Annotated in this window: 9 protein-coding genes; 3 read left to right on the top strand and 6 right to left on the bottom strand. The window is 54.2% G+C overall.

Annotation, left to right across the window (positions count from 1 at the left end):
• Positions 1–64: 64 nt before the first annotated feature.
• Both ACFE8Q_RS11620 and ACFE8Q_RS11615 read left to right on the top strand, forming a co-directional pair.
• Positions 65–2,782 (top strand): hypothetical protein, encoded by a 2,718-nt coding sequence (locus tag ACFE8Q_RS11620; RefSeq protein ID WP_375445559.1) that lies wholly within the window; start codon positions 65–67, stop codon positions 2,780–2,782.
• Positions 2,779–3,801: a hypothetical protein gene (locus tag ACFE8Q_RS11615; RefSeq protein ID WP_375445558.1), complete on the top strand. Its 1,023-nt coding sequence runs from the start codon at positions 2,779–2,781 to the stop codon at positions 3,799–3,801. Before ACFE8Q_RS11620 ends, ACFE8Q_RS11615 begins: the two co-directional genes overlap by 4 nt.
• Before the next feature lie 72 nt (positions 3,802–3,873).
• Here ACFE8Q_RS11615 and ACFE8Q_RS11610 read toward each other — a convergent pair whose 3' ends face one another.
• From ACFE8Q_RS11610 to ACFE8Q_RS11600, 3 genes are all read right to left on the bottom strand, one after another.
• On the bottom strand, positions 3,874–4,842 hold the full coding sequence (locus ACFE8Q_RS11610) for a zinc-binding alcohol dehydrogenase family protein (protein WP_375445557.1): 969 nt from the start codon (positions 4,840–4,842) through the stop codon (positions 3,874–3,876).
• A gap of 63 nt (positions 4,843–4,905) precedes the next feature.
• Entirely contained in the window at positions 4,906–5,457 is a 552-nt protein-coding gene (locus ACFE8Q_RS11605; RefSeq protein ID WP_375445556.1) for an alpha/beta fold hydrolase, read from the bottom strand.
• Positions 5,458–5,873: 416 nt separating this feature from the next.
• Positions 5,874–6,224: a Crp/Fnr family transcriptional regulator gene (locus ACFE8Q_RS11600; RefSeq protein WP_375445555.1), complete on the bottom strand. Its 351-nt coding sequence runs from the start codon at positions 6,222–6,224 to the stop codon at positions 5,874–5,876.
• A 202-nt stretch (positions 6,225–6,426) separates the two neighbouring features.
• On the opposite strand from ACFE8Q_RS11600, the gene ACFE8Q_RS11595 reads away from it, so the two are divergent.
• Entirely contained in the window at positions 6,427–8,037 is a 1,611-nt protein-coding gene (locus tag ACFE8Q_RS11595) for a Na+/H+ antiporter (protein ID WP_375445554.1), read from the top strand.
• Between the two features lie 23 nt (positions 8,038–8,060).
• Here ACFE8Q_RS11595 and ACFE8Q_RS11590 read toward each other — a convergent pair whose 3' ends face one another.
• From ACFE8Q_RS11590 to gltB, 3 genes are all read right to left on the bottom strand, one after another.
• The gene (locus tag ACFE8Q_RS11590; protein ID WP_375445553.1) at positions 8,061–8,939 is read right to left on the bottom strand and encodes a hypothetical protein; all 879 of its coding nucleotides are present in this window, start codon (positions 8,937–8,939) and stop codon (positions 8,061–8,063) included.
• Positions 8,940–9,114: 175 nt separating this feature from the next.
• Entirely contained in the window at positions 9,115–10,605 is a 1,491-nt protein-coding gene (locus ACFE8Q_RS11585) for a glutamate synthase subunit beta (RefSeq protein WP_375445552.1), read from the bottom strand.
• A gap of 80 nt (positions 10,606–10,685) precedes the next feature.
• A complete protein-coding gene (gltB, locus tag ACFE8Q_RS11580; RefSeq protein ID WP_375445551.1) occupies positions 10,686–15,281 on the bottom strand; it encodes a glutamate synthase large subunit in 4,596 nt (1,531 codons plus the stop codon).
• Between the last annotated feature and the right edge of the window lie 20 nt (positions 15,282–15,301).

The raw sequence follows: 15,301 nt of genomic DNA, 5'->3' as shown, positions 1-15,301 counted from the left end.
ACACTTGATCAATAACCGGAGAACTCAAAACGCATAATTAGTATATATTGCTTAAACCCGCGCGATGAAACGACCTGTCTGGTGGCTCCTCGGTAGCGCCGTGCTGGCGTTGCTGTGTTGGTTTGGTTATCAGTATTGGGCCACTAATCAGCAATCCATCGCCAGGTACGTTCCCACCGATGCCCTACTGATTGTTGAAAGCCGTGAGCTGCAAGGTGGAACGGCCACACCAGGCACCCCACCGCGCGGCCTCTCGATTCGGCAGCTTCCCCTGTTTGCTACCGCCGCTGCCCGCCTGCAGCGCGTGATCGCCACCGGCCTTGACTCAAGTGGTGCCGCCCGGTTTCTGAACCGGAAGATGATCCGCTATTCGCTGCATCCCGTCACCCGCGATGCCCTGGATTTCATCTTTTACATTCCCCTGGCCAACGACCAGCAACTTGTCGAACGGCTCCAGCAACCCGACCCAAATCGGTTTCGTGTGTTGAGCCGTCAGTACCAGGGGCAAACCATCTACAACCTGCGAGACCGGACCAACCAGTCGTTCGGTTTTTACCTGCTGTACCATAACTGCCTGATTGGCAGCCCATCGGGTGTGCTTGCGGAGAACGTTGCCCGGCATTTGCAAAAATCGGTGTCCAGCGCGGGCGTTACCTTTCCCGATTCGCCGGATAACCTGGCAACGCTCTTTGTGCGCGCCGAAACGCTGGATCAACTGTTGACCGATCGGGCACCCGGTCGCCGCACGTCGTCGGGCTCGTTGCTGCGCGTTTTCCTGCCTCAGACCATGACCCTCCAGTTCAGACGGTCGGCCTCGCCGACGCACTGGCTGGGGTTTGCTTCCGATGCCGTGGGCGACCGGCAGGCCATAGCCGACCTTTTTTATGGGCAAACGCCTCACCGAATCCGAAGCGGCCACCTCATTCCGGCCAGGGTGGCCACACTCTACCACGTCGGCCTGTCTGACAGTCCCCGATTTGGCAAGGAGCTGGCCCGGTTAGTTACGAATGCAGACAATGAGGGACTCAGGCAACGGGTTGAGCGGCTGGACGACCTGCTCCCGCAATTTTACGCGGCCCTATCCGGCGACTTGCTGCTTTGCCGGTCAGAAGCAACCAGCGAAGCCACCAGTCAGGTAATGCTGCTGGAGGCGACCGATGTAGGTACGTTGAGTCAGGTGATTCAGAAGGTAGCCTACCGATTGGGCGCCAACCGAGCGGGCGCGCCGCGTGGGTTTCTTGGTCATCAGCTATTGCCACTGTCGATCAGCGAATTACCGGCAACGTTGCTGTCTAACCTCTTTACAGGCTTTCCGCAAACCTGGATCACGCAGCACGACAGGTACGTTGTGCTGGCCAATTCAGAAGCTGCGCTTCAGACGTACCTGGCCCAGGTAAGCAGCGGCGCGGTCTGGACCAACGATACCCGACTGACTCAACTGCTCAACCAGACGCTTCGCCCTGCTCACCTGACCACGTTTACGCAGTTGAACCGGTCTGGTCTGTCGGTAACCCGTCAATGGCCCACCCCCTGGCAATCACTGCTGGGCGCTTTCCCGTTCGGGCAAGTCGAGAACCTGGCCTACCAAGTGGCCTATGGACAAGACCACATCCTGTCGACCGTTGTGCTGGGACGCACCACCCGGCAGGCCGATACGACAGTGCTCAACAAGCTGCTTTTGCGCAAACGTATCCCGTTCAACGCCAGCCTGATCGCGTCGCCCGTAGTGATCGGCCGACTGTCTGATCCATCGGCGCAGATCTGGGCGCAAAACTCGGCCCGGCAGTTTGTGCTGCTGACGACCGATAAGGACAAGATCGTTCAGGATACCACCGATGGCCCTATTCGCAGCAACGTGGTTGGAGTAGACTGGCGTACTAATGGCCGGCTGCAATACATTTTTCAGACCGACCGCTCGCTCTACGTAGCCGATCTTGGCAATCGTACCGTACAACTCCAGCGAATCAACCGGCCAACAGGGCTGGAAACGTCACTGATCATTCCCTTCAGTGGAAGCAGCCAGTTGCCTGATGTGGTGGCGCTCATTGCCCATCACGACGGCTCCATCTATGGGCTTGACCGGCGACAACAAAAACTGAACCGCCTGTTTAACAGCCGGAAACCATCGCCCCTTCTGCTCCCTTTTCAGGTAATCAACCAGGGGCAGACCGCAGCGGTACTGGGCTTACAGACCAACCGGTTGCTGAACCGATGGACCGATCAGGGCGGGACAGCCGGTTTCCTGCAAACGCCTCGCTTCCCCGCTCTTCTCGATTTACAGGGCGATAGTACCCGTTTTGCCGGTCCGGCCTTGTGGCTCCCGACCGAAGATCGAATCGCCACCATCACTACGGCGGGCGAATTACTATCGCTGAATGCCAATGGGCTGGTGGCAACCCGTAAACAATTATACCGCCCGCTACGGGGTGGGCAATTTCGACTGTTTCCCGATGTAGAACAAACTGGTTATGTATTACTGCGTTCGACCGACACCGATGTAGCCGTACTCGATGCGCAGGGAAACCGGCAGTTTGAACTGCGAAACCTCCGCCCCGAAGACACCCACCTGCAATACCACCGGCTCGGTAACGGTGTGGAGGTACTGGCCGTAAAATCCGGTAACTTTACCACCCTCTACACCCTGACCGGTCAGCGTATTGGCGACCGGCCAATACCAAGTTTGTTTCCAGTCACGCTCCAGTATGATGCTCAGTTGAACGAATTATACATTGTGAGCAGCATTCAAAAAGCCGTGCAGTTATTTACTATCCGCCTTCAATGAAGCCTATAAAATACGCTATTCTACTGATTGTCTGCCTGTTGTGGGTTGGCGGTTGTTCGAAAACCGTAATGCATCTGTTGTATGAAACAGGCATCATCGCCGACGATTACCGCTACGGAGACCTGTACCGCCTGTCGAATCTGGCTCAGTTCAAAGACCCGGCCGCCCCTTGTCCACCGCGTGCCGTTGCACAGGATTCGACACGTACCCACCTCTACGTGATCGGCGATAGCTTCACCGAACCGGGACGACTTGGTAAACAGGACGTACCTGTCTCGTACTTCCGGCGGGTTCAGTGGGACGAAAAAGACACGGTTCAGCTAGATCCTTCCGCGCATAACGTGCTGCTGATCGAATCGGTGGAACGCCATTTTCGGGAGCACGCCGCCAGCTCATCAGGCCCTATAGAGAATCTGTTCATTGTTGCCGACACAAATAGAACGCCTGGTCCAGAACCAGTATCACTCTCCTGGGGTCAACAGTTGGTCGACCTTGTTCACTCGAAAGGCATCGAGGAACAGTTGGAAACCGTGCTGTTCAGTCACGATCTGTTTTTATGGGTCAGAGAATTGAAAGCGGCATTGACGCTACGGGCTTTCGATCGGGTAAGTCCCACCGTTTCGCTCTCGCACGATAAGCAGCACATTTTCACTGGCCTCGATACCGATACCACCAACCGGTTTAACGCAGGTACGTCTCCTTTGCCAAAGCAGGAGTTGACTGGCCTCGTTCAGACGATCAACGAAACGGCAGCCCGCTATCAGTCGGCAGGTTTCAACCGGGTTATTCTCTCCATCATTCCCAACAAGTCAACTATTCTTGACCCAGGCCCCGCCTACAATCACCTGATCGAGCGGGTACAGGGCCACGCCAGGCTGACCGTGCCGGTGGTTGATACGTACTCGCAGTACAGGCAACACGCCCATGCGAGCCAGCCCCTCTACGCCCTGGGCGATTCACACTGGAACTGCACAGGCCGCGCTATCTGGCTTGATGAACTGGCAAAGAAGCTTCGATGAATTGAGCGAGGTACATAACCGGTGATTCGCTCAAACTGGCTGACGACGGTTCCCCACTGCCGCCTTCGACGATCAGGTAAGCACAACGATCTTCCCACCTGCTTTATTCTGCTCCATTAACTGGTGGGCTTTCTCAATGTTGTCAAGTGTGAACACCTGACTGACGTTGAGCTTGATCTGACCCGCTTCGACGGTACGAATAAACTGTTGAAAGGCAATCGCCTCGCTTCTAATCTGGCCTGTATCATAAACGGTCAGATGCACAGTTGCCGGTATAAATTCCATTGGAGAAAACGTAGCAATAGACCAGTTTTCAGATAGCATACCCGTCATGCAAGCCGTTCCACCAGGTTTCAAACAGTACATTGAATCCTGCAAGGTAGTTGTTCCCACCAACTCCAGCACCTTATCGATCCCGTTTGGGAAAATAGCCCTCACCTGATTGTACAGACTTCCCTCGTCGATCAGCACATAATCGGCACCATTAGCGGCCAACAAGGCTTCCTTGTCGACGTTCCGGGTGGTAGCCAGCACTGTAAGTCCGCCATTTTTAGCCATCTGCGTAGCAAGCATGCCAATTGATGATGTTCCGCCCCGAATTAATAGCGTTTCGCCCGGCTGAATACGAAGCGACAAGTGCAGCGACCCATACACGGTCTGAAACATTTCGGGGATAGCTCCCAATTCAGTCCAGGAAAGCGTACTGAGAAACGGATAAATAATGGACTTGGGCACTACAGTGTATTCTGCGTAGCTCCCATCAAACTCGCGGCCCATCCCCCCCATCAAAGCTGCTACCTGCTGGCCTGGTGCGTATTCTCCGGTTGGGTCATGCGCTACCTCACCTACGCACTCGATACCCAGCACACGCGGGAACCGTACATTGGGCGACAGTCCTTTTCGGGTCATCAGTTCAGATCGGTTTAAGCCAAAGGCTTTCACCCGAATTAGTACCTGTCCGAACTGAGGGGTAGGTATTGGCTTGTCTTCAAGGCTAAACTGGTCAGCCGTACCAGGGCCGTATAGGAGAGCCGCTTTCATGTGGTTTGGAAATTACCGTTAGTGCATCAAGGTGCAATGAGTAAGCATTCAACTTACTGTTAATTAATAAGAATACCATGTGCCCCGCCTTGGGGACGATGCCAAGTCCGACAGCCGTTGTGGTTCGGGCACCAACGCCAGTTGTTGCGTCCAGTACAGACTATCTAATCTAATAACCTGTTGGATCGTGAACTGGTATGAGCTCGGGCCGGGAACCATCTCGGCAGCGCCGATAGCAATCAGCTTTCGAACGGTTGCCGGGTACATACTCGCCAGCTTGTAACCGGCATAGGCCCCGGCACTGAATCCCGGCACAATAACACTATCCTGAGTTACAGCCCGGATAACAGCCTGAACGTCAACCGCCTGCTGTTCATAGGTAAGAGGTGCCGTACCAATTTCCGACTTACCATGTTCCCTGGCCGACATTGCAATGACCCGATAACTCTTCGATAAACTATCAATAAGCTGGACCATTTCGTAGGTAGAGCCCATAATACCGCCATGCAGAATGACAACAGGACTCCCTTTACCATATACTTCGTAATACAGACGCGCGTCACTCGTCTGAACGTAATGGACCTGCTCTCGAATTATTTCCCTAAGGAGTGCCATTGACTGGTGAGGGCGTTGCCAGCATTCGGGAGCTGACTGCTGGGCAAAAGCAGTTGAGGCGATAAGGAGACAAAACAAGAAGCTAGATTTCATTCTAAAGACGATTTATCCTGCAAAATTGTCCTGTTTGCGGCCAACTAACCCATAAACAATCGTAAGAAACAGGCTTAAGCCAGGTTAAGGATATTTAGCCGGAGGCGAGTCCTGTCTTAATTTTGCTCAAAATTCAGGCGTAATACCCAGATATGACGCGATTTGGGTATTAGGCAGCCGCTGAGCTAACGTTGGGTACTGGCCTAGAAACGCTACGTAACGCTCTTGTGCCGTTGAACTAATTGTCTGAAGCAGCCGATTTTGCAGTTCCACGAACCTGTTCTCGATAATCACTTTGAACATCCTGTCGAGCTTAGGAATATTTATGTATAAGAAGTACAAATCTTCTTTTTTATCTGCAAGATGACCGACGGTTCTATCGCCTCAATAAATAACTGGCTCGGCTTACCCGAATGACAACTCCCAATGTCCGCAATCCAGTCATTTTCAGCCGCGAACTGAAGGTTGTGTTCGGTACTTTTCACATCAACACTGTATAGTTTAAAACAGCCTGAAACCACAAACGAATAATACAGACAGGGGAAACCTTCCTGCAAAATGAGCTGCCGTCGTTTTAGCTGTCGCTGGAGAACTCGGCCTTCCAATAGCTGTTTTTCGCTCTCTGTGAAAGGCAACAGGTGATCAAAATAAGAAAGCAGTGGTGACAGAGTCACGTTGAGCAGGTGTTGAGCTGGTAAAGCGCTACTGAAAAATGATAGACCAAATCTAACCAAAATAAGCCTGACAGGTACCAGAACTGTTGTTTCATTGCTCAATATGGAACCTGTACCTGACTACTGCCACGCCTGTTTCCAATTTAGTAGATTTCAGAGGCCTTTACCAGGCTTTTGCTATTTTTATGAAAATAACTACACGATGCAGGGACTGTTTATCGAATACGTATTTCTCATTCTAATTATTCTATCGCTGGTCATGCTGGCCAATAAGCTTCGGCTGGCGTACCCTATCGTGCTTGTTCTGGGCGGATTAGCCCTTAGTTTTACGGATCAGTTTTCGAAGATCCTTATTGATCCTGACCTAATCTTTTTTCTGTTCTTACCTCCCCTCTTATACGAAGCTTCGTGGCAGATCTCGTGGAAAGAATTCTGGCGGTGGCGACGAATCATCACCAGTTTTGCCTTTCCCATTGTCATTCTCACCTCCTGCGTCATCGCGTTGGTATCCCACGCGCTCATACCGGGATTTACACTGGCACTGGGCTTTCTGCTGGGTGGCATCATCTCGCCGCCCGATGCCATTTCGGCAAGCACCATCATGCGGCAGGTGAACGCCCCCAAGTTACTGGTCAGCATTGCTGAAGGTGAGAGCCTGCTCAACGATGCGTCGTCGCTGATCGTGTTTCGGTTTGCGCTGGTTGCCGTCATCACCGGGCAGTTCCAGTTTCAGCAGGCCATCACCAGTTTCGGACTCGTTGTATTCATGGGGATAGGCATTGGTCTGCTGGTCGCGTTTATTTTTTACGGCATTCACCGCTGGCTGCCTACCACCCCCAGTATCGAAATCGTGTTAACGCTGGTCACGCCCTATTGCATGTATTATGCGGCCGAACATTTTCATTTTTCGGGTGTGCTGGCGGTCGTTAGCGGGGGGTTGCTCCTGTCCAGCAAGCGACAACACATGCTAACGTACCTGAGCCGGATTCAGGGCGTAACCGTGTGGACCAACCTTGTTTTTGTGCTGAACGGGTTTGTTTTCCTGCTCATTGGCCTTCAACTACCGTCTGTTGTTCAGCAACTTGGCGACGTAAGCCTACCCGATGCTATCGGCTACGGGCTGGCTATCTCGCTGGTATTGATGGCCGCACGGCTGCTTTGCACGTATGGCGCTGTGCTGTTTACCAAATTTGCGAGCCATTTTATCACCGTGGCCGATGCCAATCCTGGGTGGAAAGGGCCGCTGATTTTGGGTTGGGCTGGTATGCGGGGCGTGGTTTCGCTGGCCGCTGCCCTATCAATTCCTCTGGTCGTTGGGGCGGGGCAACCGTTTCCGCATCGCAGCCTGATTCTGTTCATCACGTTTATCGTTATTCTGATGACGCTGGTCTTTCAGGGATTGACGCTTCCCTGGCTCATTAAAAAAATAGACCTGAACGAGCGGGATAACGCCCTACTGGAACAGCAGCAGGAATTGCTTATCCAACAGAAAATTGCCCAGACGTCGCTTCAGTTTCTGGATATGGGGGATAATGGGTTGCTTACCAATGAGCACATTGCCAACCTGCACGAACGGCTACAGATTGACCTGCGATTGCTCAACCACGAATTGACCGAAACAGACACCATCCGGACAGATGCCATACTCACCTTTCAACGTACCTATCTGGATGTACTCCAGCAACAGCGAAACACGCTGAATGAACTGAATCACCAACCGGAAGTTGACGAAGAGCTAATTCGGAAATACCTCTCCTTAATCGACATTGAAGAGTTCAAAGTCCGCGAGAAGCTGGTGCAGGAACTGGGGTGATTCATCAAGTTGCCAGTTACCGCCTACAAGGTCGCGGCCATTTTTGCCAGCACGAGCGAATACTCGTGAATGTAGTTTTCTCCCGTTGGGTACGTCTTAACCGCTTTTGCTGCCCGTCGAAAGTATTCATGCGCCCGCTCGGCATTCCGCATGGTCGCGTAGGTCTTCGTCCAACTGGCTGTCGAGTCGAATTTGTATGGCACTTTCACACCCCCGTTGTAAAATCGGATAGGCATACTGATGGCGGCGGGCTTGAACCGGTTGAACTGGTTGGTATAAACGGTTCGGAAGAAGAGCGAATAGAAGTACAGGCTATTTTTTACCCGCTCCCGAATTTGCGCATCCGTTTCGGGCTGGGTAGGGCGCGTAAATGCAGCCGCTTCCAGAGCAGAAAAGCGTAAACCATCTATACTTAGGCCAAGCCGGTAGGCATGGCATCGAAGCTCAATCTGTTTATCGTTCGTCTCCTGCGTCAGCACCATCGAAATCGACTGGCGCCTAAGGGTGAACTGCTGAAAAACGGTTGCTCCGAAGGTCAGATTAGTGCCCTTCAGCACGTATGGCCCCTGTTGTAAAACACCGCCCCGCAGGTATCGGCATTGCCCATCGGGCGTAAAGGTATACAGGCTGTATTCCAGCGATTTAGCGTAGGCCAACAAGTCGTTGTACTCGTCTTCAGATGACCCCTGATGCACGCCGACCAGCCGCGCAGTGGTAAGCAGGTACGTACCTGCGAGCGCCTGAGTCGTCAGTGAATCAGGCACCTCCCCCGACCTCGGGTCAGATCGGCAGCCGCCAAGTAGTAAGCAACTTAGCCAGCAACTGACCACAGCGCCAATCAGTGCGGTATAAAAACGAGTAGCATGGCAACGGGCACCACCCTTTGGCAACTTACGGGTCATAACTGATTACAGAGCGGAAAAACGAAGAGGTGCGGTAGCTAATTTAAATGTAGCGGAAGAACGTATTGGTTGTGTTGACCCACCGTTATTTGTTTACTACCGATCAGGGAACGCCCATAAAAAAGCCCGGACGTTGCTACCAACATCCGGGCTACTCAAGTAGTCATCAGGTACGTTAGGCCGTTGCCAGCATTGATACGGCTTTGGCTTCCAGCATACTTTCACCCATCAAATAGATATCGGCGGCACGAGCGGCTTCACGGCCTTCTGAAATAGCCCACACTACAAGCGACTGCCCCCGGCGCATATCACCGGCGGCAAATACATTCGGATTGGTAACCGTCTGGTAATTAACCGTTTTCACGTTGCCCCGCTCGTCGCGCTCGAGATTCAGATCAGACAGTAGCCCGTCATGTTGTGGATGCAGGAAACCCGCCGCCAGCAAGGCCAGTTCACAGGGGACATCCCGCTCGCTGCCCGGCACTTCAACCATCTGCATGCGACCGTTTTCATTTTTCCATTCCAGATCCACCAGCCGCAAGGCTTTGAGGTTACCGGTTTCATCACCGATAAACGCTTTGGTGTTGATCGACCAATGGCGTTCGCAGCCTTCTTCGTGGCTGGTACTCGTCCGCAACATCATCGGCCAATGGGGCCAGGGTGTGCTGTCGGCGCGTTCTTTGGGAGGCATCGGCATCAGTTCGATCTGTGTGACGCTCGCCGCACCGTGCCGGTTCGACGTACCTACGCAGTCGGAGCCGGTATCGCCGCCGCCAATAACGACCACGTTTTTACCCGTAGCCAGGAGTTCGCCATTGTAGTACGGGACACCCCGGTGGTCGATGGTCACCGCGCGGCCAGCTACCCGCTTATTCTGCTGGCTCAGAAACTCCATGGCGGGATACACACCCGTCAGTTCACGCCCCGGAATTGGAAGGTCGCGCGGAACGGTTGACCCACCCGTGAGCATCACCAGATCAAAGTCGGCTAGTAAATCTTTGGCTTTCACATCAACACCCACGTTGACGCCTGTGCGGAAGGTAATTCCTTCGGCTTCCATCACAGCCAGGCGGCGGTCGATAGTCCATTTTTCGAGCTTAAAATCGGGGATGCCGTAGCGGAGCAAGCCACCAATCTGGTCGGCCCGCTCGAAAACGGTCACCGTATGGCCCGCCTTGTTCAACTGAGCCGCAGCCGCCAGTCCAGCCGGGCCGGAACCAACTACCGCTACCGTTTTTCCGGTACGTTTCAGCGGCGGCATAGGCTTGATATACCCTTTGGCAAACGCAACTTCAGCGATCGACTTCTCAACGAACTCGATGGCCACGGGTGGCTTGTTAATACCCAACACACAGGCCGATTCGCAGGGAGCCGGACAGATTCGTCCGGTAAATTCGGGGAAATTATTCGTTGTCGACAGGATTTCCCAGGCGTATTCCCAGTTCTGCTCGTAAACGGCGTCGTTGAATTCGGGAATAATATTGCCCAGCGGACAGCCGCTATGGCAGAACGGCGTGCCACAGTCCATGCAGCGGGCCGCCTGCTTCTGGCTATCAGACTCAGCAAACGGTTGCTCAATTTCCTTATAATCATGTACCCGCGCCGCAACGTCGCGCTTCTTGGGTAATTCGCGGGTAAATTCTAAAAATCCGGTAGGTTTTCCCATTTTACAAGGAGTAAATAAATGTCGGTCCGATGAATCGGCGAGTGGTTGACTAAATGCTTGATTGTGGCAGACTGACTTGGTTAGCTCGGGGCCACATCAACGATAATGTCCTGGTAAACAACGCTTTTATCGCGAAGCTGATCGCTCAGCGCAATACCCCGGCTGGCTAGTGCCTGTTTGAAATCATCAGGCAATACCTTCACAAACTTACCAATCTGGGTATCCCAATCCTGAATCAGCGACAGGGCCACGTTACTGGTCGTATGCTGGAAATGCTTCTCGACATACTGCCGGACAATAGCCTGATCTTCCTCATTCAGCGCATCAAGGCTGACCATTTCCCGGTTCACCTTCGGCGCAAAGGTGCCGTCGACATCGTACACGTAGGCCACTCCTCCCGACATACCTGCCGCGAAGTTCTGTCCGGTGCGACCAAGGATAATCGCCAGTCCGCCCGTCATGTATTCGAGGCCGTGATCGCCCACACCTTCCACAACCACTTTGGCACCGGAGTTACGGACCCCGAAGCGTTCACCGGCCATACCCCGGATGTAGGCCTCGCCCGATGTTGCTCCGTAGAACGACACGTTACCAACGATGCTGTTTTCTTCCGGTTTAAACGTAGCCGTGCGGTCGGGGTAAACGATCAGTTCGGCACCACACAGACCCTTACCGAAGTAGTCATTGGCGTCGCCTTCCAGTTCCAGACGTACTCCGGCGGTGGTGAAGGCGCCAAAACTCTGGCCCGCCGTTCCGCGCAGTTTAACATGAATGGTATTGGTGGGTAAACCCGGCCCGCCATACACCTTCGAAATCTCGTTCGATAGCATCGTGCCGATACTCCGGTTGATGTTCTGTACCGAATACTCGCCATACACCGACTCGGCACGTTGCAGAGCGGGCTGAGCCAGCTTTATCAATTGACGATCAAGGATATGATCGATGCCGTGATCCTGATCTTCCTGCTTGTAGAGCGCCACATCGAGGCTGGCTGGCTCCCGGAACAGAACGCCCGACAGGTCAAGGGTTTTGTATTTCCAGTTGGTGATATCGGGGCGCATGTGCAGCATCTGAACCTGCCCGATCATATCGGCCACGGTACGGAAGCCTAATTCCGCCATGATCTCGCGCAGTTCCTGCGCCATAAACGTAAACATGTTCACGACATGCTCGGGCTTACCCGTAAACATGGCCCGTAGTTCTTTATTCTGCGTGGCCACCCCTACCGGGCAAGTATTCAGATGGCATTTGCGCATCATGATACAGCCGGCAGCCACCAGCGCCGCCGTGGCTACGCCAAACTCTTCGGCACCGAGCATGGCGGCAATCGCCAGGTCACGCCCCGTCCGAATCTGCCCGTCGGCCTGCACCGTTACCCGGCCACGGAGTTTGTTCTTCACCAGCGTCTGATGCGCTTCGGCCAGTCCCAGTTCCCAGGGCAAGCCAGCGTGGCGGATACTCGACAGCGGCGATGCACCCGTACCACCGTCGTGGCCCGAAATGAGAATATGATCGGCATGCGCTTTGGCTACACCGGCCGCAATGGTGCCTACGCCCGCTTCCGACACCAGTTTCACACTGATCCGGGCGGCCCGGTTGGCGTTTTTCAGGTCGAAAATTAGCTGGGCTAAGTCTTCAATCGAGTAAATATCGTGGTGCGGCGGGGGCGAAATCAGGCCAACGCCGGGCGTGCTGTGCCGGGTACGTCCAATCCAGTCGTCGACCTTATGACCGGGCAACTGACCGCCTTCGCCGGGTTTGGCACCCTGCGCCATCTTGATCTGTAACTCACGGGCATTGCTCAGATAGTAGCTTGTTACACCAAACCGGCCCGATGCCACCTGCTTGATGGCCGAGTTCATGTTGTCGCCGTTGGCCAGCGGCGTAAACCGAAGTTCATCCTCACCGCCTTCGCCGGAATTGCTCTTGCCGCCAATACGGTTCATGGCAATGGCCAGGGTCGTGTGCGCTTCCCACGAGATGGACCCGAACGACATGGCCCCGGTGGCAAACCGTTTGAAGATGGCTTCGATCGGCTCAACCTCGTCGATCGGCACGGGCGTTGCTTTTTTGAACGTCAGCAGGCCACGAAGTGTCAACGCATTTTTCGTCTGATCGTCAATTAGTTGGCTGTATTTCTTGAACAGCTTGTAGTCGTTCTTCTGCGTCGACTGTTGCAGCAGGTGAATCGTATCCGGGTTGAAGATGTGCTTTTCACCCCGCTGCTTCCACTGGTAAATCCCCCCCACTTCAAGGCGACGCGCCGAAACGGACGGAATTGGCGGGAACGCCGTATGGTGCCGAACCAGTACTTCGCGGGCAATTTCGGCGAGGCCCATGCCCCCAATCCGCGACACGGTGCCGGTGAAATAATGATCAACGACGGACTTGTTCAGGCCGAGGCACTCGAAAATCATGGCCCCCTGATACGACTGAAGCGTGGAGATACCCATCTTCGAGAAGATCTTCAGCAACTCACCGTTGACCGCCTTGATGTAGTTTTTGCTCAGTTTTTCAAAATCGTAATCGACCTGCAACTGGTTTTTTTCTTTCAGGCTGGCGATGGTTTCGAACGCCATATATGGGTTCACCGCCGACGCTCCGTAGCCGATCAGCGTGGCTACGTGGTGGGTTTCCCACACATCGCCCGCCTCGACCAGAATACCGACTTTACCCCGCAGCCCTTCCCGAATCAGGTAGTGGTGAACGGCCGCCGTAGCCAGCAGCGACGGAATTGGCGCGTGGTTGGAGTCGATGGCCCGGTCAGATAGTACCAGAATGGTGTAGCCGTCTTCAATGGCATCTTTCGCATAGCGGCATACCCGGTCAATCGCCCGTTCGAGCGATTCACCTTTGCCGTCGGCCAGGAACAGCGTATTCAGCGTCTTTGCCTGAAAATTCGGCCGGTCGATGAACCGCAGCTTGTCAAATTCCTGCGTCGTCAGCACGGGTTGCTCCAGTTCTACCTGACGGCAGTGTTCCGGCGACTCGGTAAGCAGGTTGCTGGTGGCTCCCACGAAGGAGATCAGTGACATGATCGCCCGCTCTCGGATCGAGTCGATGGGCGGGTTGGTTACCTGGGCAAATAATTGCTTGAAGTAATGGCTCAGGTGCTGACTCTGCTCCGACAGAACGGCCAGCGGCACATCGGTCCCCATCGAGCCCAGCGCTTCTTTGCCTGTTTCCACCATCGGGGCCAGAATCATGCGCAGGTCTTCCGACGTAAAGCCGAAGGCCTGCTGCGACCGAAGCAGCGATGTTTCGTTGTAGCGGCTGTAGGTACGTGCCGGAGCGGTGAGATCAGCTATTTTTATCTTATTCTCGTCGAGCCACTGCTGGTAGGGCTGCGCCGAGCATATCTCGTTCTTAATTTCTTCGTCGGCAATGATGCGGCCCTGCTCCATATCGACCACAAACATTTTGCCGGGTTGCAAACGCCCTTTGCTAACGACTTTGCTCTGGTCGATATCGAGCACCCCGGCTTCCGATGCCATAATGACAATATCTTCGTCCGTCACCCAGAACCGGGACGGACGCAGACCATTCCGGTCGAGGGTGGCGCCCACAACGCGGCCATCGGTGAATGAGATCGAGGCCGGGCCGTCCCAGGGTTCGATCAGCGCCGCGTGGTATTCGTAGAACGCTTTCCGAACCGGGTCCATGTGCGTATTGCCATCCCAGGCTTCGGGGATGAGCATCATCATCACGTGCGGCAGCGACCGGCCGCTTAGTACAAGCAGTTCAATGGCATTATCGAGGTTGGCCGAGTCAGACTGCCGGTGGTCACAGATCGGCAGGAGCATGTCCATTTCTTCGGGCGTAAACTGGTTCGATTCCAGCAGCGATTCAGCCGCTTTCATCCAGTTCACGTTGCCCTTCACGGTGTTAATCTCCCCATTATGAGCAATGTAGCGGAACGGCTGCGCCAGTTTCCACGACGGGAATGTATTGGTCGAGAAGCGCGAGTGTACTACGCCCAGCGCCGACACCACGTCTTCGTTTTCCAGATCAGGGAAATACGGCTCTAGTTGCTCCGTCGTTAGCTGTCCTTTGTACGTAATCGTACGGCACGACAGCGACGAAAAATAAAAGTCGCCAACCCCCGAAATGGTTTCGTTGATGATACGGGTGCTGGTATTCCGAAGTACGTATAGTTTACGCTCCAGTTCGTCGGTGCTGGTTACCGTAGCCGGGCGCTTGATGAACACCTGTTCCATCTGTGGTTCACAGGAACGCGGCGTATTGCCGAGGTCGCTATTATTGACCGGCACTACCCGGTAGCAGAGCAGTTCGAGGCCGAGCTTTTTCATTTTCCGGTTCAGTACGGCCCGGCACTCTTCGCGCAGCCACACATCTTTCGGAAAATAAACCATGCCTACGCCATAGGCACCGGCGGGTGGCAGGTGAACGCCCAGTTTACGGCATTCATCCACGAAAAATTCGTGCGGAATCTGAATAAGCAGCCCGGCGCCATCGCCCGAATTCCCTTCGGCACCCACCGCGCCACGGTGCTCCATCCGGCGCAGCATAGACAGTGCGTCAGACACGATGCGGTGCGATTTGCGGCCCTTGATGTGGGCGACAAACCCAATACCGCAGTTGTCGTGCTCAAATTCAGAACGATATAAACCCGCTTGAGCAGGTTGATCTGTACCCAGGTCGACTTGGTCAGCCATGAACGAGATATAGGTTAGAT

The organism is uncultured Fibrella sp. (assembly GCF_964250085.1).
Taxonomy (GTDB): domain Bacteria; phylum Bacteroidota; class Bacteroidia; order Cytophagales; family Spirosomataceae; genus Fibrella.
Note: the sequence above shows the minus strand (reverse complement) of the source record. Positions and strands in the feature narration are given on the sequence as shown.